This window comes from Pseudomonas sp. IPO3778, from assembly GCF_013386825.1.
Taxonomy (GTDB): Bacteria; Pseudomonadota; Gammaproteobacteria; order Pseudomonadales; family Pseudomonadaceae; genus Aquipseudomonas.
In genome coordinates this window covers 61,344-83,033 of record NZ_JACARC010000047.1, presented here as the reverse complement: position 1 = coordinate 83,033, position 21,690 = coordinate 61,344, and the positions used below count along the sequence as shown (strand labels likewise).

24 protein-coding genes are annotated in these 21,690 nt (G+C 61.0%); 14 read left to right on the top strand and 10 right to left on the bottom strand.

Features of this window, described 5'->3' with window-relative positions; genetic code table 11:
• Positions 1-24: 24 nt before the first annotated feature.
• The 3 genes from HX855_RS25090 to trpB form a co-directional block, all read right to left on the bottom strand.
• Entirely contained in the window at positions 25-471 is a 447-nt protein-coding gene (locus tag HX855_RS25090) for an anti-virulence regulator CigR family protein (protein ID WP_177084473.1), read from the bottom strand.
• A gap of 139 nt (positions 472-610) precedes the next feature.
• Entirely contained in the window at positions 611-1,420 is an 810-nt protein-coding gene (gene trpA / locus HX855_RS25085; RefSeq protein WP_010168557.1) for a tryptophan synthase subunit alpha, read from the bottom strand.
• Positions 1,421-2,647, bottom strand: coding sequence for a tryptophan synthase subunit beta (gene trpB / locus HX855_RS25080; protein WP_177084475.1), 1,227 nt, complete (start codon positions 2,645-2,647; stop codon positions 1,421-1,423). It abuts the gene before it with no gap.
• A gap of 109 nt (positions 2,648-2,756) precedes the next feature.
• Between trpB and HX855_RS25075 the strand changes: the two genes are divergently transcribed.
• On the top strand, positions 2,757-3,653 hold the full coding sequence (locus tag HX855_RS25075) for a LysR family transcriptional regulator (protein ID WP_177084477.1): 897 nt from the start codon (positions 2,757-2,759) through the stop codon (positions 3,651-3,653).
• Here the strand turns inward: HX855_RS25075 and HX855_RS25070 are convergent.
• Complete coding sequence (locus HX855_RS25070; RefSeq protein ID WP_177084479.1) at positions 3,650-3,976, bottom strand: YqjD family protein; 327 nt, start codon at positions 3,974-3,976, stop codon at positions 3,650-3,652. The genes HX855_RS25075 and HX855_RS25070 overlap by 4 nt on opposite strands.
• Before the next feature lie 156 nt (positions 3,977-4,132).
• Between HX855_RS25070 and HX855_RS25065 the strand changes: the two genes are divergently transcribed.
• Entirely contained in the window at positions 4,133-4,348 is a 216-nt protein-coding gene (locus HX855_RS25065; protein WP_017848986.1) for a dodecin, read from the top strand.
• Positions 4,349-4,463: 115 nt separating this feature from the next.
• Complete coding sequence (locus HX855_RS25060; protein ID WP_177084481.1) at positions 4,464-4,691, top strand: DUF1161 domain-containing protein; 228 nt, start codon at positions 4,464-4,466, stop codon at positions 4,689-4,691.
• 59 nt (positions 4,692-4,750) lie between these two features.
• Here HX855_RS25060 and HX855_RS25055 read toward each other — a convergent pair whose 3' ends face one another.
• Positions 4,751-5,752: an LLM class flavin-dependent oxidoreductase gene (locus HX855_RS25055; RefSeq protein ID WP_010168579.1), complete on the bottom strand. Its 1,002-nt coding sequence runs from the start codon at positions 5,750-5,752 to the stop codon at positions 4,751-4,753.
• 216 nt (positions 5,753-5,968) lie between these two features.
• On the opposite strand from HX855_RS25055, the gene HX855_RS25050 reads away from it, so the two are divergent.
• The gene (locus HX855_RS25050; protein WP_177084483.1) at positions 5,969-6,400 is read left to right on the top strand and encodes an OsmC family protein; all 432 of its coding nucleotides are present in this window, start codon (positions 5,969-5,971) and stop codon (positions 6,398-6,400) included.
• A gap of 182 nt (positions 6,401-6,582) precedes the next feature.
• A complete protein-coding gene (locus HX855_RS25045) occupies positions 6,583-6,822 on the top strand; it encodes a DUF1161 domain-containing protein (RefSeq protein ID WP_010168581.1) in 240 nt (79 codons plus the stop codon).
• Here the strand turns inward: HX855_RS25045 and HX855_RS25040 are convergent, their stop codons facing one another.
• On the bottom strand, positions 6,823-7,245 hold the full coding sequence (locus HX855_RS25040; protein ID WP_177084485.1) for a hypothetical protein: 423 nt from the start codon (positions 7,243-7,245) through the stop codon (positions 6,823-6,825).
• A gap of 142 nt (positions 7,246-7,387) precedes the next feature.
• Here HX855_RS25040 and HX855_RS25035 point away from each other — a divergent pair, with 142 nt between their 5' ends.
• Positions 7,388-8,443 carry an aminopeptidase gene (locus HX855_RS25035; RefSeq protein WP_177084487.1) on the top strand — a complete coding sequence of 352 codons (1,056 nt, stop codon included), beginning with the start codon at positions 7,388-7,390 and terminating at the stop codon, positions 8,441-8,443.
• A gap of 66 nt (positions 8,444-8,509) precedes the next feature.
• Here HX855_RS25035 and HX855_RS25030 read toward each other — a convergent pair whose 3' ends face one another.
• Both HX855_RS25030 and HX855_RS25025 read right to left on the bottom strand, forming a co-directional pair.
• Entirely contained in the window at positions 8,510-9,163 is a 654-nt protein-coding gene (locus HX855_RS25030) for an HAD family hydrolase (RefSeq protein WP_177084489.1), read from the bottom strand.
• Positions 9,164-9,174: 11 nt separating this feature from the next.
• Positions 9,175-9,717, bottom strand: coding sequence for a gamma carbonic anhydrase family protein (locus HX855_RS25025; protein ID WP_177084491.1), 543 nt, complete (start codon positions 9,715-9,717; stop codon positions 9,175-9,177).
• A gap of 102 nt (positions 9,718-9,819) precedes the next feature.
• Here HX855_RS25025 and prlC point away from each other — a divergent pair, with 102 nt between their 5' ends.
• Entirely contained in the window at positions 9,820-11,871 is a 2,052-nt protein-coding gene (gene prlC, locus HX855_RS25020) for an oligopeptidase A (protein WP_309139936.1), read from the top strand.
• Positions 11,868-12,140, top strand: coding sequence for a YheV family putative zinc ribbon protein (locus tag HX855_RS25015; RefSeq protein WP_003214872.1), 273 nt, complete (start codon positions 11,868-11,870; stop codon positions 12,138-12,140). The genes prlC and HX855_RS25015 overlap by 4 nt, the downstream gene beginning before the upstream one ends.
• A gap of 27 nt (positions 12,141-12,167) precedes the next feature.
• Here HX855_RS25015 and HX855_RS25010 read toward each other — a convergent pair whose 3' ends face one another.
• Positions 12,168-12,854 (bottom strand): tyrosine-protein phosphatase, encoded by a 687-nt coding sequence (locus tag HX855_RS25010; protein WP_177084495.1) that lies wholly within the window; start codon positions 12,852-12,854, stop codon positions 12,168-12,170.
• Positions 12,855-13,129: 275 nt separating this feature from the next.
• Here HX855_RS25010 and HX855_RS25005 point away from each other — a divergent pair, with 275 nt between their 5' ends.
• From HX855_RS25005 to HX855_RS24980, 6 genes are all read left to right on the top strand, one after another.
• A complete protein-coding gene (locus HX855_RS25005; RefSeq protein WP_177084497.1) occupies positions 13,130-13,870 on the top strand; it encodes a gluconate 2-dehydrogenase subunit 3 family protein in 741 nt (246 codons plus the stop codon).
• Between the two features lie 2 nt (positions 13,871-13,872).
• On the top strand, positions 13,873-15,657 hold the full coding sequence (locus HX855_RS25000) for a GMC family oxidoreductase (RefSeq protein ID WP_177084500.1): 1,785 nt from the start codon (positions 13,873-13,875) through the stop codon (positions 15,655-15,657).
• Between the two features lie 12 nt (positions 15,658-15,669).
• Complete coding sequence (locus HX855_RS24995; RefSeq protein ID WP_177084502.1) at positions 15,670-16,968, top strand: cytochrome c; 1,299 nt, start codon at positions 15,670-15,672, stop codon at positions 16,966-16,968.
• Between the two features lie 81 nt (positions 16,969-17,049).
• Positions 17,050-18,108 (top strand): PA0069 family radical SAM protein, encoded by a 1,059-nt coding sequence (locus tag HX855_RS24990; RefSeq protein ID WP_177084504.1) that lies wholly within the window; start codon positions 17,050-17,052, stop codon positions 18,106-18,108.
• Positions 18,109-18,306: 198 nt separating this feature from the next.
• Positions 18,307-19,038 (top strand): carbonic anhydrase, encoded by a 732-nt coding sequence (locus HX855_RS24985; protein ID WP_177084506.1) that lies wholly within the window; start codon positions 18,307-18,309, stop codon positions 19,036-19,038.
• A gap of 84 nt (positions 19,039-19,122) precedes the next feature.
• Positions 19,123-20,664, top strand: coding sequence for a SulP family inorganic anion transporter (locus HX855_RS24980; RefSeq protein WP_177084508.1), 1,542 nt, complete (start codon positions 19,123-19,125; stop codon positions 20,662-20,664).
• Between the two features lie 129 nt (positions 20,665-20,793).
• Here HX855_RS24980 and HX855_RS24975 read toward each other — a convergent pair whose 3' ends face one another.
• Positions 20,794-21,441, bottom strand: a complete 648-nt coding sequence (locus tag HX855_RS24975) for a hypothetical protein (RefSeq protein WP_177084509.1) — start codon at positions 21,439-21,441, stop codon at positions 20,794-20,796.
• Between the last annotated feature and the right edge of the window lie 249 nt (positions 21,442-21,690).

Here is a 21,690-nt window from a genome sequence, read left to right as displayed (position 1 = left end):
GCTCGCTCCTACAGAAGAGAGCTACTAGTACAGCGCGCCATCCAGAATCTGATAGACGATGCTGGTACCCACCGCGATCAGCACGATATCCCCGCCCGAGCGGCGCCATTCGTAGCCCGGGTATTGCGGCAGATGGCCGAGCGCCCGTGGGTCCAGGCGCTCGCCGTAGTAGTTCGGCGGCAGGCGTTGGCCGCGCACCAGGTGGATGCCGGGAGGCGGCGGTGCGCCGCGGCGGAAGTCGCCATGGTTGTCACGGATCACTTGCCGTACCGGGCCGAAGTCCTGGGGAGGCCCGCCACGGTGGTTATCCTGCGGCCCGCGATGATCATCGCCACGGTGATCGTTTTGTTGGCCCTGGGGGCCACCACGGTCTGGCCCGCCACCTTGGTCATACGGTGCGGCTTGCACCAGGGCGCTGGCGCCAAGCAACAGCACACCCAGACCGGCTATCACACGCTTTGGCATTTTCATCAGGGGTTTCCTCAACTGCACAAACAACAAAAAGGGATTTCGAACCACGTTCGAAATCCCTTGGTCTTGTTAGCTTAGGTGCTGATTTGCCAGCATGATTCCTCTGTATCAGGAACTTTACCTACCGCTTACGAGCAGCTTACTTACGGGCGTTGCGCACACCTTCCGACAGCGCCGAACACAGGGTCAATACACCGTCGATGGCCTGCTGATCGTTGCTGGCGTTGGCGATGTGATCGATCAGTGCCGAACCCACCACCACACCGTCTGCCAGGCGGGCGATGGCAGCCGCCTGCTCCGGGGTGCGGATGCCAAAACCGATGCTGATGGGCAGGTCGGTATGGCGACGTAGGCGCGTCACGGCTTCTTCGACGTGTTCCAGGGTCGCGGCACCGGCACCGGTCACACCGGCCACCGACACGTAGTACACAAACCCGGAACTGCCATTGAGCACGGTCGGCAGGCGTACGTCATCGGTGGTCGGCGTGGTCAGGCGGATAAAGTCGATACCGGCAGCCTGGGCCGGGTCGCACAGCTCGCCATTATGCTCGGGCGGCATGTCGACCACGATCAGGCCGTCTACACCGGCTTCTTTCGCGTCGCTGATAAAACGTGGCACGCCGTACATGTGGATCGGGTTGAAGTAGCCCATCAACACCAGCGGCGTGTCGCTGTTGTCCTTGCGGAACTCACGCACCATCTGCAGGGTTTTGGTGAGGTTCTGCTTGGCGGTCAGTGCGCGGATGTTGGCCAGTTGAATGGCCGGGCCGTCGGCCATCGGGTCGGTGAAGGGCATGCCCAGCTCGATCACATCGGCGCCCGCCGCCGGCAAGCCCTTGAGGATCGCCAACGAGGTGTCATACCCCGGGTCGCCGGCGGTGACGAAGGTCACCAGGGCGGCGCGGTTTTGTTCTTTCAGTTGCGCAAAACGTGTTTGCAGGCGGCTCATTTAGTGTTTCTCCTGCTGGGACTGTTCCATGTGGTGCATCACGGTTTGCATGTCTTTGTCGCCACGGCCCGACAGGTTCACCACCATCAGGTGATCTTTCGGCAAGGTCGGTGCGCGCTTGAACACCTCGGCCAGGGCGTGGGCGCTTTCCAGTGCAGGAATAATCCCTTCCAGGCGGCAGCATTTGTGAAAGGCGTCGAGGGCTTCGTCGTCGGTCACGGAGGTGTATTGCACGCGGCCAATGTCATGCAACCAGGCGTGTTCAGGGCCGATGCCCGGGTAGTCGAGGCCGGCGGAAATCGAGTGGGCGTCGATGATCTGGCCATCGTCGTCCTGCAACAGGAAGGTACGGTTGCCGTGCAGCACGCCCGGTACGCCGCCGTTGAGGCTGGCCGCGTGCTTGCCGGTTTCGATGCCATAGCCGGCCGCTTCAACGCCGATGATGTCGACGCTGGTGTCATCCAGGAACGGGTGAAACAGGCCCATGGCGTTGGAACCGCCACCGATGCAGGCCACCAGGCTGTCGGGCAGACGGCCTTCCTGGGCTTGCAGTTGGGTACGGGTTTCCTTGCCGATCACGGCCTGGAAGTCACGCACCATTGCCGGGTACGGGTGCGGGCCGGCCACGGTGCCGATCAGGTAGAAGGTGCTGTCGACGTTGGTCACCCAGTCACGCAGGGCTTCGTTCATCGCGTCTTTCAGGGTGCCGGTGCCGGCCACCACCGGGATCACTTCGGCGCCCAGCAGCTTCATGCGGAACACGTTGGCCTGCTGGCGCTCGATGTCGGTGGTGCCCATGTAGATCACACAGTCCAGGCCAAAACGCGCCGCGACGGTGGCCGTGGCCACACCGTGCATGCCGGCGCCGGTCTCGGCGATGATGCGTTTTTTGCCCATGCGCCGCGCCAGCAGGATCTGGCCGATGCAGTTGTTGATCTTGTGGGCGCCGGTGTGGTTCAGCTCTTCGCGCTTGAGGTAGATCTTGGCGCCGCCACAGAACTCGGTCAGGCGCTCGGCGAAATACAGCGGGCTTGGACGTCCGACGTAGTCGCGCTGGAAGTAGGCGAGTTCTTCGTTAAAGGCCGGATCGATCTTGGCCGCTTCGTATTCGCGGGCCAGGTCAAGGATCAACGGCATCAGGGTTTCCGCCACGTAGCGGCCGCCGAACGAACCAAACAGGCCATTGGCATCTGGGCCGTTGCGTAAATCGGTCTGGGTCTGAGTCATGGGACGCTCCAGGTAGAAAATGTGTAAGAGGCAATGACGGTCACTCTACCCCTGACGCCGCAACGTGAAAACCGATAAGATCGCCATAACCTGTCAGGAAAACTCACAGATGAGCCGAGACCTTCCACCGCTGAATGCCCTGCGCGCCTTCGAGGCGACCGCTCGCCTGAACAGTGTCAGCCAGGCGGCCGAGCAACTGCACGTCACCCATGGTGCGGTCAGCCGACAGCTCAAGGTGTTGGAAGAGCACCTGGGTGTCAGCCTGTTCGTCAAGGATGGGCGCGGCCTCAAACTCACAGATGCCGGCATCCGCCTGAGGGATGCGAGTTTTGAAGCCTTTGAGCGTTTACGGGACACTTGCGCCGAACTCACACAAAGCAGCGCCGACGCGCCGTTTGTACTCGGCTGCTCCGGCAGCCTGCTGGCGCGCTGGTTTATTCCGCGTTTGGGTCGCCTGAACGCCGAGTTGCCGGACTTGCGCCTGCACCTGTCGGCCGGTGAAGGCGACCTTGACCCGCGCCGCCCCGGGCTGGACGCGCTGCTGGTGTTCGCCGAGCCGCCGTGGCCGGCGGACATGCAGGTGTACGAATTGGCCAGCGAGCGCATTGGCCCGGTCATGAGCCCACGTTTCGCCCATTACGAGCGGTTGCGCCAGGCGCCAGCCGAGGCGCTGCGCAATGAGGCCCTGTTGCACACCACGTCACGCCCGCAAGCCTGGCCCAGCTGGGCGCAGCACCACGGGATCGACGCTGGCGCGTTGAAATACGGTCAGGGTTTTGAGCATTTGTATTATTTGCTGGAAGCCGCGGTGGCGGGGCTGGGGGTGGCGATTGCGCCTGAACCGCTGGTGGCCGAAGACCTGCGAGCGGGGCGCCTGGTTGCACCGTGGGGCTTCAGTGAAACCCCGGCGCAACTGGCGTTGTGGCTACCCAAGCGCGCCGCGGATGGGCGCGCCCGGCAACTGGCGCAGTGGCTCAAGGCTGAGCTTGCGCGCCAGGACGTTTAGTCACGGCGTTTGCACAGCAAGTAAGCCGCCAGCAAACCCAGCGCGCCAACGGCGACGCCGGCGGTGGTCCATGGGTGCTCTTGCGCGTAGTCCCGTGTCGCAACACTGGTTTCGCGGAGTTTGACTTTGCTTTCTTCATAGGCATCGCTGATCAGGTGGCGGGAGTGCTTGAGGGCATTCTCGGCATTGCTTTTCAGGGCCTTCAGGGTTTTGCGCGACTCGTCGGATGCGTCGTCCTTGAGGCTTTCCAGAGATTTGAGCAGGCTCGAAATCTCGGCTTCCATGCTTTCCAATGACGCTTTGCGTAAAGAGGTGTTGGCCATGTGGGCTCTCCTGGAGTGATTGAGTGGCGTGTGTTGTTTCCGACTGCGGCGGTTTCAGAAAGTGCAGTAAATCTGAACTTTCGCGTGGGAATGGTCGCCAGAAGCAGTACGAGAATTCACTGCTAGTCTTGATTAACCACCCAGGAGAAAAACCTTATGAGTGATCATCACACCTACAAGAAAGTCGAACTGGTGGGCTCTTCCACGACCAGCATCGAGGAGGCCATCAACAATGCCCTGGCGGAAGCCAGCAAGAGCATCAAGCACCTGGAGTGGTTTGAAGTGACCGAAACCCGTGGTCACATCAAGGACGGCAAGGCCGCGCATTTCCAGGTCACCCTCAAGGTGGGGTTCCGTATTGCCAGTAGTTGATACCGTTGGTTGAACTTGCGGGCTGGCCGATTGCCATAAGCTGCGCTACAACCTTAGGGTGCCGAGGCGATAGGCGTCGGCGCGCTCTTTTCGATCAACGCAAGGAAAGTGACGGATGAAGAAGCTTCTGTTGGCGGTAGGTTTGTTGAGCATTGCAGGCACAGCCCTGGCGGCGGGCAAGCCTTGTGACGAGCTGAAAAGCGAGATTGCGGCGAAAATCGACGCTAAAGGCGCTTCGGGCTACTCCCTGGAAATCGTGGACAAAGGTGCTGCACCTAGCGACCACACGGTTGTCGGCAGCTGTGAAGCCGGTACCAAGGAAATCGCCTACAAGCGCGGGTGATCCCGTGTTGCAGACGTAAAAAACCGACGCAAGTGCGTCGGTTTTTTTATGCCTGCGGTTTAGCCCTTCATGACCTGCGCCAGCAGCTCGTAGGAATGAATCCGGTCGGCGTGCTCGTACAGGTCACAGGTAAAGATCAGCTCATCCGCGCCGGTCTGCTCCACCAACACCTCCAGCTTGGCGCGAATCTTCTGCGGGCTGCCCACCATGGCCAGGCCGAGGAAACTGCCCACGGCGTCTTTCTCATGGGGCAGCCACAGGCCGTCCATGGTCTTGACCGGCGGGCGCTGTACCAGGCTTTGCCCACGCATCAGCGCGAGGATTCGCTGGTACACCGAGGTGGCCAGGTAATCGGCTTGCTCATCGGTGTCGGCAGCCACCAGCGGGATGCCGAGCATCACGTAGGGCTTGTCCAGCACGGCCGAAGGCTTGAAGTGATTGCGGTAGACGCGAATCGCCTCGTGCATCAGGCGCGGTGCGAAATGTGAGGCAAAGGCGTAAGGCAAGCCGCGCTCGCCTGCAAGCTGCGCACTGAAGAGGCTCGAACCCAGCAGCCACACAGGCACGTTGGTGCCGGTGCCGGGTACGGCGATCACACGCTGGTCCGGCGTGCGCGGGCCGAGGTAGGCCATCAGTTCGGCCACGTCTTCCGGGAAGTCGTCGGCGCTGCCGGAGCGTTCACGGCGCAGGGCGCGGGCGGTCATCTGGTCGGAGCCCGGCGCGCGGCCCAGGCCGAGGTCGATGCGGCCGGGGTACAGGCTTTCCAGGGTGCCGAACTGTTCGGCGATCACCAGGGGCGCGTGATTGGGCAGCATCACGCCGCCGGAACCGACGCGGATCGTCGAGGTGCCGCCGGCCAGATAGCCCAGCAATACCGAGGTCGCCGAGCTGGCGATGCCGTCCATATTGTGGTGTTCGGCCACCCAGAAGCGGTTGTAGCCGAATTTTTCAACGTGTTGGGCCAGGTCCAGGGAGTTGCGCAGTGACTGCGCCGGACTGCCGTTGGCCCGTACGGGCACCAGGTCGAGGGTTGAGAATTTTACGTCGGACAGCGGTTTCATAAGCCTGCTTCTCCAAGGGGGCCGCAGGTTTTATGTCGAGCCAAAACCTGCCGCTTCATGTGCATGTCTATGCAATGAGGGCATATACCCGAGATTCAATAGCTGAGGTGAATTTGCCTGGCGGAAAAACGGTTTAGTCCGACAAGGTGAACTTTGCCAGAGCTTCTATCCTCAGAACCCTTACTGACGGAAAACCACAGGCACGAGGAGATTGATATGAGTATCAAGAAGAAAGCGTCCGCCCATTGGGAAGGTGATCTGAAAACCGGCCTCGGTTCCATTTCAACGGAAACCGGCGTGCTGCGTGAAGCACCCTACGGCTTCAAGGCCCGTTTTGAAGGCGGCAAGGGCACCAACCCGGAAGAACTGATCGGTGCGGCCCATGCCGGTTGTTTCTCCATGGCCTTCTCCATGATTCTCGGCGACGCCGGGCTCAAGGCCGACAGCATCGACACCCAGGCCGAAGTGACCCTGGACCAAGTGGACGGTGGCTTTGCGATCACCGCCGTGCACTTGATCCTCAAGGCCAAAATCCCAGGCGCGAGCCAGGCGCAGTTCGATGAACTGAGCAAAAAGGCCAAGGAAGGATGCCCGGTGTCCAAGGTGTTGAATGCAACCATCACCCTGGATGGCACCCTCGTTAATTGATCGACCCTTGTAGGAGCGAGCTTGCTCGCGAAGCGCTCAAAGGCGCCGCGCCCTTCCAGGCGGCACGCGTTATCGTTGACGTTTTTCGCGAGCAAGCTCGCTCCTACACGTTCAGGTATGGTCGAATAGCCGATTGCAGACTTAGCGCACACTCGTGCGCGTGCATTCAGGGAGCTTCACACATGAAACGTATTGCCTTGGCGGTTATCTGCGGTGCGCTGGCCACATCAGCCCTGGCCGCGCCGAAAGACTGTGAAGAGCTGAGGAAAGAGATCGAGGTCAACATCCAGGCCAAAGCCATTCCGTCCTACACCCTGGAAATCATTACCGCAGAAGAAGCCAAAAATCATGACAGCGCCATGATCGTCGGCTCTTGTGAGAACGGCACCAAGCGCATCCTCTACCAGAAGAACAACGACTGATCAGATGCAGTTGACGCTACGTTCTTCCGCCAGCAACTGACCCGCTTTGTTGTACAGCCGGATATTCGGGTTGTAGCCCAGTGAGCGCCCTTCCAGGCGATAGCGCTGGCCTGCCTCGAAACGGTCGTATTGCAGGGTCATGAAGCAGGTTCGGTCGGTGGTTTGGCCCATCCCGCCGAAGCTGCCGCCGGTAGGCACCTCGAAATCAAAACGCACCATCAGTTCATGGCTGCCAGGCGGCACCTGGAAGAAGCGCCCGTCGTTCAGGTTCTTTCCGTCCAGGCGTTGGGCCATCACCAGCTTGGCGCCGGGTGTGGGGGTGGCGAAGTAGACCCAGGCTTGCTGCGGGTCAACCGCAGGCAGTGGCGTCGATGCGCAGGCACTGAGAAAGATCGCTGCGACAGGAAGCAGTAGCTGACGCATGTTAAGCACTCAACTGTAGGAATGGTTTTTTGAGCGGCTGCGCTCGGCAGCAGACTCCCTATGAGTATAAACACGCTACGCCGTGGAAAAATTCCCCACCGGCGAGATAGTCTGGCGGGATAGTTACCGGCGAGAGGTTTTAATGGTCAGGCGATTGCTTCCCGGGTTGATGCTGCTGATGCTCAGCGGCTGTTCCAGCGTCAGTTATTACAGCCAACTGGCAGACGGCCAATTGCAATTGCTGCGGGCCCGCGAGCCGGTGTCCAAGGTCATCGCCGACCCGTCCCGCCCACAGGTGCTGCGCGAACACTTGGCGAAGTCGCAGAAAGCCCGCACCTTCGCGAGTGAACACCTGCACCTGCCCGATAACCAGAGTTACCGTCTGTATGCCGATATCGGCCGCCCTTACGTGGTGTGGAACGTCTTTGCCACGCCTGAATTTTCCCTGTCGCCGCAAACCCACTGCTTCCCGATTGCCGGCTGCGTGGCCTATCGCGGTTATTACAATCAAGGCGCCGCGCGGGGCCAGGCGGCGTTGTTGAAGCAGCAAGGCATGGACGTGTCGATAGGTGGCGTCGAGGCCTATTCCACCCTGGGCTGGTTCAATGACCCGATCATGAACTCGATGATGAACTGGGGCGACGAGCGCCTGGCCACGCTGATTTTCCATGAGCTGGCGCACCAGCGGTTTTATGTGAAGGACGACACCGAGTTCAATGAGTCGTACGCCACCTTCGTCGAGCAGGAAGGCACCCGGCAATGGCGTGCAGCCCAGGGTTTGCCGCCTGCCAGCGAGTCAGCATTGAAACAGCGCGACCAGTTCACCCGGCTGGTGCTCGACACCCGCAAGCGCCTGGAGCAGCTGTATGCGCAGCCGCTGGCGGCCGATGCCATGCGCCAGGCCAAGGCGGCCGAATTCGAACGCCTGCGCACGGACTACCGGCAAATGCGCGATAGCCAGTGGGGTGGCGACAAGCGCTACGACGCCTGGATGAACGTGCCGATGAACAACGCAAGGTTGTTGCCGTTTGGCCTGTATGACCAATGGGTGCCGGCGTTTGCCGCGTTGTTCCGGCAGGAAGGCGGGGATTGGGTGAAGTTTTTTGTCGCGGTGGAGAAGCTGGGTGGGTTGCCGGTGGATCAGCGCAAGGCGGCCTTGAGCCAGTTGGAGGGAGCAGCGCCATTGGTTGGCCGGTAGGGCCTCACCGCGGGCAAGCCCGGCTCCCACAGGGGAACGCGATCAACTGTGGGAACAGGGCTTATCTTATGGCCGCTGCAAAAACGCCTGATGCATCTCAGCCAGCGTTTCAAAATGCCAGGTCGGCCCTTCTGCATTCAACTCTTCAAAGCTGCCAAACCCATAACCCACCGCCGCCGCATCCAGCCCATTGCTGCGGGCGCCGATCAGGTCGTGCTTGCGGTCGCCAATCATCAAGGTGCTGGCCGGGTCCAGGCCTTCCTCGGCCATCAGGTGGGCGATCAGCTCGACCTTGTTGGTGCGGGTGCCGTCCAGCTCGCTGCCGTAGATCACCTTGAAGTGCCGGGCAAAATCAAAATGCCGGGCGATCTCGCGGGCAAACACCCAAGGTTTGGAGGTGGCCACGTATAGCTGGCGGCCCTGGCCGTTCAGTTCTTCAAGCAGCGGCATCACGCCATCGAACACGCGGTTTTCGTACAGGCCGGTGACCTTGAAGCGCTCGCGGTAGAAATTCACCGCCTCCCACGCCTTAGCCTCGTCGAAGCCATAAAACTGCATGAAGGCCTGGAGCAGCGGCGGGCCGATGAAATGCTCGAGCTTGGTCAGGTCCGGTTCATCAATGCCCAGTTTGGCGAGGGCGTACTGGATCGAGCGGGTAATGCCTTCGCGCGGGTCGGTGAGGGTGCCATCGAGGTCGAACAAAACGGTTTGGTAATGCATGGGGGTCCTTGTCATTGGTCGAAGCCTTCGGCCAGGTGCAGGTCTTTGAGCTTCACGTAGTTCGCGGCGCTGTAGGTGAAAAACGCCCGTTCCTTGTCCGTCAGCGGGCGGATCTGTTTAACCGGGCTGCCCACATACAAAAAGCCGCTTTCGAGTTTCTTGCCCGGCGGCACCAGGCTGCCGGCGCCGATGATCACGTCGTCTTCCACCACGGCGCCGTCCATCACAATGCTGCCCATGCCGATCAGGATCCGGCTGCCCACCGTGCAGCCATGCAACATGACCTTGTGGGCGATGGTCACGTCGTCACCGATCAGCAGCGGGAAGCCATCAGGATTGAAGGGGCCTGCGTGGGTAATGTGCAGCACGCAGCCGTCCTGCACGCTGGTGCGCGCACCGATGCGGATGCGGTGCATGTCGCCGCGGATCACTGTCAGCGGCCATACCGAGCTGTCGGCGCCGATTTCGACGTCGCCGATCACCACCGCCGATGCATCGACGAAAGCCCCGGTGGCCAAGGCCGGCGTGTGATTCTGGTAGGTGCGAAGGGTCACGATAGGCTCTCTCTCTTCTGCTGATAGCTGCGGTGGACGTTGATTGTAATTAAGATGGCCCCATCTTTGTTCTTACATGTTTCTTCAGCCAAGGTGCCCACCGTGAGCGCGAACAACCCTCTTTTGCAGTCCTACGACCTGCCGCCGTTCTCGGCGATTCGTGCCGAGCACGTGCAACCGGCCATCGAACAGATCCTCGCCGACAACCGTGTCGCCATCGAAGGCATCCTGCAAAGCCAGGGCAAACATCCGACCTGGGCCGGCCTGATCCTGGCCATGGACGAACTCAATGACCGCCTGGGCGCCGCCTGGAGCCCGGTCAGCCACCTGAACGCCGTGTGCAACAGCGCCGAACTGCGCGAGGCCTACGAGGCTTGCTTGCCGGCACTGAGCGCCTATTCCACCGAGATGGGCCAGAACCGCGAACTGTTCCAGGCCTTCGAAGCCCTGGCCAACAGCCCGGAAGCCGCCGGTTTCGACGTGGCGCAAAAAACCATTCTGGAACACTCCCTGCGGGACTTCCGCCTGTCGGGTATCGATTTGCCGCCGGAGCAGCAAAAACGTTACGCCGAAGTGCAGAGCAAGCTTTCCGAGCTGGGCAGCAAGTTCTCCAACCAGTTGCTCGACGCCACCCAGGCCTGGACCAAGCACGTCACTGACGAAGCGACCCTCGCCGGCCTGACCGATTCGGCCAAGGCGCAAATGGCCGCCGCTGCCCAGGCCAAAGGCCTCGACGGCTGGCTGATCACCCTGGAATTCCCAAGCTACTACGCGGTGATGACTTACGCCCACGACCGCGCCCTGCGTGAAGAAATCTACGCGGCCTACTGCACCCGTGCGTCGGACCAAGGCCCGAATGCCGGTCAGAACGATAACGGCCCGGTCATGGAACAGATCCTCGACCTGCGTCAGGAACTGGCGCAATTGCTGGGCTTCGCCTCGTTCTCCGAACTGAGCCTGGCCACCAAAATGGCCGAGTCCAGCGACCAGGTGTTGAGCTTCCTGCGGGACTTGGCCAAGCGCAGCAAGCCGTTTGCCACCCAGGACCTGCAGCAGCTCAAGGCTTACGCCGCCGAACAAGGCTGCCCCGACCTGCAAAGCTGGGACAGCGGCTTCTACGGCGAAAAGCTGCGTGAACAGCGCTACAGCGTGGCCCAGGAAGCCCTGCGCGCCTACTTCCCGATCGACAAGGTGCTCAGCGGCCTGTTCGCCATTGTGCAGCGCCTGTACGGCATCGAGATCGCCGAACAGAAAGGCTTCGACACCTGGCACCCGGACGTTCGCCTGTTCGAAATCAAGGAAAACGACCAGCACGTCGGCCGCTTCTTTTTCGACCTGTACGCCCGGGCCAACAAGCGTGGTGGTGCCTGGATGGACGGCGCCCGTGACCGTCGCCGCACGATTGACGGCGTGCTGCAAAGCCCGGTGGCCAACCTGGTGTGCAACTTCACCCCGGCCGACAGCGGCAAGCCTGCCCTGCTGACCCACGATGAAGTGACCACGTTGTTCCACGAATTTGGCCACGGCCTGCACCACCTGTTGACCCGCGTTGAGCACGCTGGCGTCTCCGGCATCAACGGCGTGGCCTGGGATGCGGTGGAGTTGCCGAGCCAGTTCATGGAGAACTGGTGCTGGGAGCCGGAAGGCCTGGCGCTGATTTCCGGTCACTACGAAACCGGTGAGCCGCTGCCTCAGGACCTGCTGGAAAAAATGCTCGCGGCGAAGAACTTCCAGTCCGGCCTGATGATGGTTCGCCAGCTGGAATTCTCGCTGTTCGACTTTGAGCTGCACGCCACCCATGGCGATGGCCGCAGCGTGTTGCAGGTGCTTGAAGGCGTGCGGGATGAGGTGTCGGTGATGCGTCCGCCAGCCTACAACCGTTTCCCCAACAGCTTCGCGCACATCTTCGCCGGCGGTTACGCGGCGGGCTATTACAGTTACAAGTGGGCGGAAGTGTTGTCGGCCGACGCCTTCTCCAAGTTTGAAGAAGACGGCGTGCTCAACGCCGAGACTGGCCGGGCTTTCCGCGAGGCGATTCTGGCCCGGGGCGGTTCCCAGGCGCCGATGGTGCTGTTCGTCGACTTCCGCGGACGGGCGCCGTCGATTGACGCACTCTTGCGTCACAGCGGCCTGAGTGAGGACGCGGCAGCATGAGTGAAGCACCTGTGAAAACCAAAAAGCGCTTTATCGCCGGGGCGGTCTGCCCGGCGTGCAGCGAGCCGGACAAGTTGATGATGTGGAGCGAGGACGATGTGCCGCACCGCGAATGCGTGGCTTGCGGTTATTCCGACACGTTGAATGAGCAAGGTCTGTCAGTGCCCAAGGAATTGGGCACTCGGGTGAACACCTCTGCGCTGAAAGCACCGGACCCCAAGGTGCAGGCGGTGCAGTTTTTCCCTAATCCGAAGTTGAAAAAAGACTGACCACCGTGCGCTCCCTGGGCTGATGGCTCAGGGGGCGATCACCAGCGCGGCTTTTTCCTGGGCCGAGTCGGTGGTGTTGTCCGCGGTATTCAGCCAGCTTTTCATCGAGCACAGCGCAAAGGCGCTGGTGCTGCATTCACCGTTGGCCAGTGCGGTGCGTAACTTGTCGACATCGGCCTTCATCATGTAGCGAACGCCGTCTTTAAAACCGTTGCTTGCGCCAAAACCGCCCAAGGTCATTTCGTTCAGCGCGTCTTCCTTGCTCCACCCCTGAACCACCACCCGATACATCGCCGCCATCAGGCCTGTACGGTCCGAGCCGTGTTTACAGTGCATCAGCACCGGGCCGTTGGCTTCGGCGCCCTGAATCGCACGCAACGCTGCCAGCACGTCGGCGTCGTCGACATGGTTGGTGCGATAAGACAATTGCACCTGATTGATTGCCGGTGATTTCAGCCAGCTGGCATCGGACTCGGGCAGGAAATTGATCACTGTACCGATCTTGAGTTTTTCCAGTACCGCCACAGCGCCGCTATCCGGCAGCGCGCTGCGATAAAGCGTGGGCGTCATCTGGTACAGGTTGTACTGGTTGCCCACCGGCTGGGCCCATTCCGCTGAACGAATCGGGGTGAGTTCTTCGGCCTGGAGGTGCACGGTGGTAAACAGCGCCATGAACGCCAGGCTCAGAGCAGGCAGCAATTGATTCTTGAACATGGGCGATGTAACCGAATAGGGAAAGGGCTGATGGGGGCCAGATTCGCCTATGGGGGGTCAACGCCGCGTGAGGTGTTCGTCAAAGAATCGTGAAGTCCTGCTGTTTTTTAAGGCTGAATCGATTCTCCCAGATCCTTAGCCTGCTATCCTTTGTAACTATTGATTGCCGCTGTGTTCTATCCCTTTGGGTCCTTTGGATCCTATTTACTGCCAAAACTATTAAGTCGCTCCCAGAAGCGGCTGATAAATCCGTGACCACATGATGAGGTGCCACCATGTCTGATCAAGATCAAGACAACCCCCGGCGTGAGTTTTTGCGCAAATCCTTGACCTTGATCCCGGTGGTCACTGTCGCCAGCACGGGCCTGGGCGGTTCGATGCTGATGGCGGTCCCCGAGCCGGTTCAAGCAAGCCCCGAAAAGGCGCCTGTCAGCAGCAAGGCCTATGAGCCGAGTTATTTCACTGCCGAGGAGTGGGCCTTTATCAACGCGGCAGTCGCCCGCTTGATCCCGGCAGATGACCAAGGCCCCGGCGCTCTGGAAGCCGGCGCGCCGGAATATATCGACCGCCAGATGAACACGCCGTACGCGGCTGGCGCCTTGTGGTTCATGCAAGGCCCGTTCAATGCCGATGCCCCACCTGAAATGGGCTGGCAGAGCAAATTGGTGCCCAAGGAGATCTATCGCTTGGGCATTGCCGCCACGGATGCGTGGTCGAAGGCGACGAACGGCAAGGTATTTGCTGAGCAAGACAGCGCTACCCAGGAAAAGTTATTGCAACGCCTGGAGGCCGGTGACGCGCAGTTCGACAGCGTTCCGCCGAAGATTTTCTTCAACCTGTTGCTGCAAAACACCAAGGAAGGGTTCTTCTGCGACCCGGTCCACGGTGGCAACAAAGGCATGGTCGGCTGGACCATGATCGGCTTCCCCGGCGCCCGCGCCGATTTCATGGATTGGGTTGAACGCAACGAGCAATACCCCTTCCCGGCTGTTTCCATCCGTGGCGAGAGGGCATAAACGTGGCGACCATCATGAAGAAAGTGGATGCGGTGATCGTTGGCTTCGGCTGGACTGGCGCGATCATGGCCAAGGAGCTGACGGAAGCGGGCCTCAACGTGGTCGCGCTGGAGCGCGGCCCGATGCAGGACACTTACCCGGACGGCAACTATCCCCAGGTCATCGACGAATTGACCTACAGCGTGCGCAAAAAGCTCTTCCAGGACATCTCCAAGGAAACCGTGACCATTCGCCATAGCGTGAATGATGTGGCAATGCCCAATCGCCAGCTGGGTGCGTTCCTGCCCGGCAATGGCGTGGGGGGTGCCGGCCTGCACTGGTCGGGCGTGCACTTTCGGGTCGACCCGATCGAGTTACGCATGCGCAGCCATTACGAGGAGCGCTACGGGAAAAACTTCATTCCCAAGGACATGACCATCCAGGATTTCGGTGTCAGCTACGAAGAGCTGGAGCCGTTCTTCGACTATGCCGAGAAAGTCTTCGGCACCTCGGGGCAGGCCTGGACGGTGAAAGGCCAACTGGTGGGCGAAGGCAAGGGCGGTAACCCTTATGCGCCGGATCGCTCAAATCATTTCCCGCTGGAGTCGCAGAAGAACACCGTCTCCGCACAGTTGTTCCAGAAGGCCGCCACAGCCGTGGGGTACAAGCCCTACAACCTGCCGTCCGCGAATACGTCGGGGCCGTACACCAACCCTTACGGCGCGCAGATGGGGCCGTGCAACTTCTGCGGCTTCTGCAGCGGTTACGTTTGCTACATGTATTCCAAGGCTTCGCCGAACGTGAACATCCTGCCGGCCTTGCGCCAGGAGCCCAAGTTCGAACTGCGGCCCAATTCCCACGTGCTGAAGGTCAATCTCGACAGCACCAAACGCAAGGCCACCGGCGTGACGTACGTCGACGCCCAGGGGCGCGAATGCGAGCAGCCGGCGGACCTGGTGATCCTCGGTTCCTTCCAGTTCAACAACGTGCGCCTGATGCTGCTGTCGGGCATCGGCAAACCCTACGACCCGATCTCCGGCGAGGGCGTGGTGGGCCGGAACTTTGCCTACCAGAACATGGCCACCATCAAGGCGTTCTTCGACAAGGACGTGCACACCAACAACTTCATCGGTGCCGGCGGCAACGGTGTGGCGATCGATGACTTCAACGCGGACAACTTCGACCACGGGCCTCATGGCTTTGTAGGCGGCTCGCCGATGTGGGTCAACCAGGCGGGCAGCCGGCCGATTGCCGGCACCTCCAACCCGCCGGGCACCCCGGCCTGGGGCAGCGCGTGGAAGCGCGCCACCGCCGATTACTACACCCACCAGGTGTCGATGGACGCCCACGGCGCTCATCAATCCTACCGTGGCAACTACCTCGACCTGGACCCGGTTTACCGCGATGCCTACGGCATGCCGCTGCTGCGCATGACGTTCGACTGGCAGGAAAACGACATCAAGATGAACCGCTTCATGGTCGACAAAATGAGCAAGATCGCCGAAGCGATGAACCCCAAGGCGATCGCCTTGCTGGGCAAAAAGGTGGGCGAGCATTTCAATACCGCGTCCTACCAGACCACCCACCTCAACGGTGGCGCGATCATGGGCACCGACCCGAAAACCAGCGCCTTGAACCGCTACTTGCAGTGCTGGGACGTGCACAACGTATTCGTCCCGGGCGCTTCTGCCTTCCCACAAGGCCTGGGCTACAACCCTACAGGCCTGGTGGCGGCGTTGACCTACTGGTCGGCGCGGGCGATTCGCGAGCAATACCTGAAAAACCCCGGCCCACTGGTTCAGGCATAAGGAGCGATGACCATGAAAGCATTTGTAATCGCGTCCCTGGCCTTGATCAGCAGCTGCTCAGTGAGTGCGGCTGAAACCGATCTGGTCAAACAAGGTGAGTACCTGGCGCGCGCCGGTGACTGCGTGGCCTGCCACACCGCCAAGGGCGGCAAGCCATTCGCGGGTGGCCTGCCGATGGAAACCCCGATCGGCACTATTTACTCCACCAACATCACCCCGGATAAAACCGGCCTAGGCGACTACAGCTTCGAAGACTTCGACCAGGCCGTGCGCCATGGCGTCGCCAAGAACGGTAGTACCCTTTACCCGGCAATGCCCTACCCGTCTTATGCGCGAGTCAGTGAAAGCGACATGCAGGCGCTGTACGCGTACTTCATGAAGGGCGTGGAGCCGGTGGCGCAGGTCAACAAGGACAGCGATATTCCCTGGCCGTTGAGCATGCGCTGGCCGCTGGCCGGGTGGCGTTGGATGTTCGCGCCCAAGGTCGAGGACTACAAAGCCCAGGCAGGCGCCGACCCGGTGATCAGCCGGGGCGCGTACCTGGTGGAAGGCCTCGGCCACTGCGGCGCCTGTCATACGCCACGGGCGCTGACCATGCAGGAAAAATCCCTGAGTGCGTCAGACGGCAGCGCTTTTCTGTCCGGCAGTGCGCCGCTGGAAGGCTGGATTGCCAAGAGCCTGCGGGGCGACCACAAGGACGGCCTGGGTAGCTGGAGCGAAGACCAACTGGTGCAATTCCTCAAGACCGGTCGCAGTGATCGCAGCGCGGTGTTTGGCGGCATGAGCGACGTTGTGGTCCACAGCATGCAGTACATGTCGGAAGCTGACCTGACGGCTATCGCCCGTTACCTCAAGAGCCTGCCGGCGGTGGACCCCAAGGATCAGCCGCACCAGTACGACAAACAGGTCGCCGACGCGCTGTGGAAAGGCGATGACAGCAAGCCCGGGGCATCGGTGTATATCGACAACTGCGCGGCCTGCCACCGTACCGACGGCCATGGCTACACCCGGGTATTCCCGGCGCTGGCGGGCAACCCGGTGTTGCAGACGGCGGATGCGACTTCGTTGATCAACATTGTGTTGAACGGCGGCACCTTGCCGGCTACCCATACGGCGCCTTCGACCTTCACCATGCCGGCGTTTGCCTGGCGGTTGTCGGATCAGGAAGTGGCGGATGTCGTCAGTTTCGTCCGGGGCAGTTGGGGCAACAAAGGCGAGCCGGTGAAAGCCAGTGATGTGGCGAACCTGCGCAAGAATGACATGCAGACCACCTCGGGCGATGACCTTGGTCAAGTGACCTCCAAGCACTGATTGGACGTCGACCGCCCAACGGCACTGGCCAGAAACGCTGCGCCTCTATACTGTATAAAAAAACAGTATAGAGGCGCTTTCATGTCCACTCCTCTGCCGCCTCGCGGGCGCGGCACGGCCACCAACCTGCACAATCGTTTCGCGCCCACTGTCAGCGTGGCGGAAGACGACGGCTGGTATCAGGAAGTGCCACAGACCCAGGGCACCGAAGTCCGTATCGAAACCGCTAAAACCATCATCACCCGCAACAGCTCGCCGGATATCCCGTTTGATCGGTCGATCAACCCGTATCGCGGCTGCGAGCATGGTTGTATCTACTGCTATGCACGGCCCAGTCATGCGTATTGGGACTTGTCGCCGGGGCTGGATTTTGAAACCAAGCTGATCGCCAAGACCAACGCCGCGGATGTGCTGGAGCAGCAATTGTCGAAGCCGGGCTATACCTGCGCGCCGATCAACCTGGGTTCCAACACCGACCCGTACCAGCCTATCGAGCGCGAGTACAAGATCACCCGCCAAACCCTGGAAGTGCTGCTGCGCTATCGTCACCCGGTGACGATCATCACCAAGGGTTCGCTGATCCTGCGGGACCTTGACCTGTTGACCGAACTGGCACAGCAGCGGCTGGTGGCGGTGATGATCAGCCTCACCAGCCTGGACGATGAGCTCAAGCGTATCCTCGAGCCGCGCACGGCTGCGCCCAAGGCCCGGCTGCGGGCGATCCGGGTCATGCGTGAGGCGGGAATCCCGGTGGGCGTGTTGTGTTCGCCGATGATCCCGATGATCAACGACAGCGAGCTGGAGAGCCTGCTGACCGAGGCCCACGCCGCTGGCGCGCAAAGTGCGGCGTACATGATGCTGCGCCTGCCCCTGGAGGTGGCGCCGCTGTTCGAGGAGTGGCTGGCGGCCCATTACCCCCAGCGAGCGGCCCACGTGATGAGCCTGGTGCGGCAGGTGCGCGGGGGTGAGGTCTACGACAGCCGCTTCGGTGTGCGCATGCGTGGCGAAGGACCGTTTGCCGACCTGTTGGCACAACGTTTCGCCAAGGCGATCAAACGATTGGGGCTCAACCGTCGGGAAGGGTTTAATCTGGATTGCACCGCGTTTTGTCCGCCGGGCAGGCAGATGGCTTTGTTGTAAACTGCTGGGTAAAGCGCACGGCCTTGTATGAATAGTCGCGTTTTGACATCACTGAAAGCCCCGATCTAGAGCGGTTCATTCAGTTTGAGTTAAGTTTCGGCGGGTACCTTGTTCATCGAGTGACTAATGAGTCGGCGGGCCCGTTTCGGCGCCGACCGCACTGGAAAACTCCCCCTGCTCCAATCAAGAGGATGAATCATGAGTGACAAGGATAAACAGCCGCTGGCTGCGTCGGCTTCAGCCCCTCACGAGGCGGAGTCCGCCGATGCAGCGCTGCAGCACATCGTTGAAGGCTTTTTGCACTTCCATAACGAGATCTTTCCGCAGCAGGAAGAACTCTTCAAAAAACTCGCCACGGCCCAGAGCCCAAGGGCGATGTTCATTACCTGCGCCGACTCGCGCATCGTGCCCGAACTGATTACCCAAAGCTCCCCGGGGGATTTGTTCGTGACCCGTAACGTCGGCAACGTCGTACCGCCCTATGGGCAGATGAACGGCGGTGTTTCCACGGCCATCGAGTACGCAGTACTGGCCCTGGGTGTGCAGCACATCATCATTTGCGGCCACTCCGACTGCGGCGCCATGCGTGCGGTGCTCAACCCTCAAAGCCTGGAAAAAATGCCCACGGTAAAAGCCTGGCTGCGCCACGCCGAGGTCGCCAAGACCATGGTCCAGGACAACTGCGACTGCGCCAGCGAACACGAAAGCATGCACGTGCTGACCGAAGAAAACGTGATTGCCCAGTTGCAGCACCTGCGCACGCACCCGTCAGTGGCCTCGCGCATGGCCAACGGGCATTTGTTTATCCATGGCTGGGTCTACGACATCGAGACCAGCGAAATCCGGGCCTACGATGCGGATCAGGCAGCGTTCCTGCCCTTGAACGGTACCCAACCGATCCCATCCGCGACGCCTAAAGCGCGCTTCTAACACATCCCCTGTCGGGTAACGCGATGGCTGCCATTCGAGCAGCCAGGCCTTGCCACGCCCGGCGAATGCCTCGGGAGAGTCATCATGCGTGCTGCTCAATTAAAAGCTGTACTGCCACGGGAGCTGCTGGCCTCCGTGGTTGTGTTTCTGGTCGCTTTGCCGCTGTGCATGGGGATCGCGATTGCGTCCGGGATGCCGCCCGCCAAGGGCCTGATCACCGGGATCATTGGTGGGCTGGTGGTGGGTTGGCTGGCAGGGTCGCCGCTGCAAGTCAGCGGCCCGGCCGCCGGGTTGGCGGTGCTGGTGTTCGAGGTGGTGCGCCAGCATGGTATGGCGATGCTCGGGCCAATCCTGTTGCTGGCGGGCTTCCTGCAACTGGTGGCCGGGCGTTTGCGCCTGGGTTGCTGGTTTCGTGTCACGGCGCCTGCGGTGGTGTACGGGATGCTGGCGGGGATCGGGGTGCTGATTGTCCTGTCGCAAGTCCATGTAATGCTCGACGGTGTGCCCAAACCTTCCGGGCTGGATAACCTCGCCGGCTTCCCGGCAGCGCTGGTCCAGGCGATTCCGACCCTGGGCGGTGGCCTTGGCTGGCAGGCAGGTTTGCTCGGGCTGTCGACGATTCTGGTGATGTGGCTGTGGGACAAATTCCGCCCACAAAAGCTGCGCTTCGTGCCGGGCGCCCTCCTCGGCGTGGGCTTGGCGACCGTCACCAGCCTGGTGCTGGCGTTGCAGGTCAAGCGTGTGGAGGTGCCGGAAAACCTGGCGGACGCTATCGACTGGCTGCGGCCCAGTGACCTGCTGAACCTGGCGGACCCCAACCTGTTGATCGCCGCTTTTGCCGTGGCGTTTATCGCCAGCGCTGAAACATTGTTGTCGGCGGCGGCAGTCGACCGTATGCACAGTGGCCAACGCTCCGATTTTGACAAGGAATTGTCGGCGCAAGGCGTGGGCAACATGCTGTGTGGCCTGGTGGGCGCCCTGCCGATGACCGGTGTGATCGTGCGCAGTTCGGCCAACGTTCAGGCCGGTGCTACCACGCGGCTGTCGGCGATGTTCCACGGCCTGTGGCTGCTGGGCTTCGTATTACTGCTGTCCAGCGTGCTGCAAAGCATTCCGGTGGCGAGCCTGGCGGGCGTGCTGGTGTACACCGGGATCAAACTGGTGGACATGAAGGCGTTTCGTGGCCTGGCGCGTTATGGGCGGATGCCGATGTTTACCTACGCGGCGACGGCCCTGGCGATCATCTTTACCGACTTGCTGACCGGCGTATTGGTGGGCTTCGGGTTGACGCTGGTCAAGCTGGCGTTCAAGGCTTCGCGCCTGAAAATAAGCCTGATCGACCTGCCCCAGGATGGTGAGATGGAGTTGCGCTTGACGGGGGCGGCGACCTTTCTCAAGGTGCCGGCGTTGACCCAGGTGTTGTCGACGGTGCCCGCCGGCACCACAGTGCATGTGCCGCTGAGTAACCTGAGTTATATCGACCACTCCTGCCTTGAGCTGCTGGAGGAATGGGGGCGGGCCAATGCGGCCAAGGGCTCGAAACTGATGATTGAGGCGCGGGGGTTGAAGCGCAGGCTGGAAGGTAGGGTGCGGACGACGACCGGGATCGGTTCAGCCGCCTTGTGACCTTCTGTCGGAGCGAGCTTGCTCGCGAAAAACTTCAGCACGCCGCGTACATTCAGAATGCCCGCGTTATCGTTGACGTTCTTCGCGAGCAAGCTCGCTCCGACAGTGGATCGGCGTCAGCGATGCAAGTCAGGCCGGCTGATCCAGCTCAAGCCCCACTCCCAACTGCCGCGACAGGCACGGCCAGCGTTTCCACGCGGCTTCCGTGTCCGGGCTCTTGAGCTTGTCGCGGTATGCTTCGACCGACTCAAGGGCAAAGCTCTCTTCGTTGAGCATCTCATCCACTGCGTGGTGCACGGCTTCGTCCAGCTGATTGGCAAAGGTCTCGCCGATCAACTGGTGGGCAATCACGTTCGCCACCGTGGTATCCAGCGGAATCAACGGCTGGCCGAAGTGCTTGATGTACAGGTCGTTGACCTCTTCCACCAGGCGGTGCGCCAGGTAAGCCTCGTCCAGCAAACCGTCCAGGCCTTCATGCCCGGCCAGGATCGCGGGCGGTTGCAGGAAGAAATGCTCGGCGATTTTCAGCACCGGTTTGATCTGGCTTTCAATACCGGCCTCGCGGGCAACGTCGTTGGCCGCGTCCAGCAAGTCCGGCACCTGATCGATGTAGGCACTGACAAAGCGCGTCATTACGCCCTTTGCATCAACGTCAGGCAGGGAAATCGCCGGGTGCAGGTGCGGTAACTGGACTTCCAGCTGCTGAGCAAGCTGGCCGGTGCTGGATTCGTGTTGATGGGCACGGGAAATCTGCTCGCGCAATGCGGCGGTGTTCATGAAAGCTCCAGTGATGCAGGCGTAGGAAATAGGGAGAGCATAAGGTAGCTCGTTTATACGAGCGCCTAAGACGCATTTGTCATAATTATTTCATGGTTATGCACTGCTGTTATATCAAATCGCCATCGTTCGTCGGATAACTCGCGCCACCGGTCCTGTCTGTGTGGTCGGTTCGTCCATTTTCGTTCATTTGCCCGATCACATTGCGGGGTGGCGGTCGCTGTCTATACTCGGTTTTGTACGCAATTA

Coding starts and splice junctions, on each gene's coding strand:
- HX855_RS25090 (WP_177084473.1), bottom strand. CDS start 471: ATGAAAATGCCAAAGCGTGTGATAGCCGGTCTGGGTGTGCTGTTGCTT.
- trpA (WP_010168557.1), bottom strand. CDS start 1,420: ATGAGCCGCCTGCAAACACGTTTTGCGCAACTGAAAGAACAAAACCGC.
- trpB (WP_177084475.1), bottom strand. CDS start 2,647: ATGACTCAGACCCAGACCGATTTACGCAACGGCCCAGATGCCAATGGC.
- HX855_RS25075 (WP_177084477.1), top strand. CDS start 2,757: ATGAGCCGAGACCTTCCACCGCTGAATGCCCTGCGCGCCTTCGAGGCG.
- HX855_RS25070 (WP_177084479.1), bottom strand. CDS start 3,976: ATGGCCAACACCTCTTTACGCAAAGCGTCATTGGAAAGCATGGAAGCC.
- HX855_RS25065 (WP_017848986.1), top strand. CDS start 4,133: ATGAGTGATCATCACACCTACAAGAAAGTCGAACTGGTGGGCTCTTCC.
- HX855_RS25060 (WP_177084481.1), top strand. CDS start 4,464: ATGAAGAAGCTTCTGTTGGCGGTAGGTTTGTTGAGCATTGCAGGCACA.
- HX855_RS25055 (WP_010168579.1), bottom strand. CDS start 5,752: ATGAAACCGCTGTCCGACGTAAAATTCTCAACCCTCGACCTGGTGCCC.
- HX855_RS25050 (WP_177084483.1), top strand. CDS start 5,969: ATGAGTATCAAGAAGAAAGCGTCCGCCCATTGGGAAGGTGATCTGAAA.
- HX855_RS25045 (WP_010168581.1), top strand. CDS start 6,583: ATGAAACGTATTGCCTTGGCGGTTATCTGCGGTGCGCTGGCCACATCA.
- HX855_RS25040 (WP_177084485.1), bottom strand. CDS start 7,245: ATGCGTCAGCTACTGCTTCCTGTCGCAGCGATCTTTCTCAGTGCCTGC.
- HX855_RS25035 (WP_177084487.1), top strand. CDS start 7,388: ATGGTCAGGCGATTGCTTCCCGGGTTGATGCTGCTGATGCTCAGCGGC.
- HX855_RS25030 (WP_177084489.1), bottom strand. CDS start 9,163: ATGCATTACCAAACCGTTTTGTTCGACCTCGATGGCACCCTCACCGAC.
- HX855_RS25015 (WP_003214872.1), top strand. CDS start 11,868: ATGAGTGAAGCACCTGTGAAAACCAAAAAGCGCTTTATCGCCGGGGCG.
- HX855_RS25010 (WP_177084495.1), bottom strand. CDS start 12,854: ATGTTCAAGAATCAATTGCTGCCTGCTCTGAGCCTGGCGTTCATGGCG.
- HX855_RS25005 (WP_177084497.1), top strand. CDS start 13,130: ATGTCTGATCAAGATCAAGACAACCCCCGGCGTGAGTTTTTGCGCAAA.
- HX855_RS24995 (WP_177084502.1), top strand. CDS start 15,670: ATGAAAGCATTTGTAATCGCGTCCCTGGCCTTGATCAGCAGCTGCTCA.
- HX855_RS24990 (WP_177084504.1), top strand. CDS start 17,050: ATGTCCACTCCTCTGCCGCCTCGCGGGCGCGGCACGGCCACCAACCTG.
- HX855_RS24985 (WP_177084506.1), top strand. CDS start 18,307: ATGAGTGACAAGGATAAACAGCCGCTGGCTGCGTCGGCTTCAGCCCCT.
- HX855_RS24980 (WP_177084508.1), top strand. CDS start 19,123: ATGCGTGCTGCTCAATTAAAAGCTGTACTGCCACGGGAGCTGCTGGCC.
- HX855_RS24975 (WP_177084509.1), bottom strand. CDS start 21,441: ATGAACACCGCCGCATTGCGCGAGCAGATTTCCCGTGCCCATCAACAC.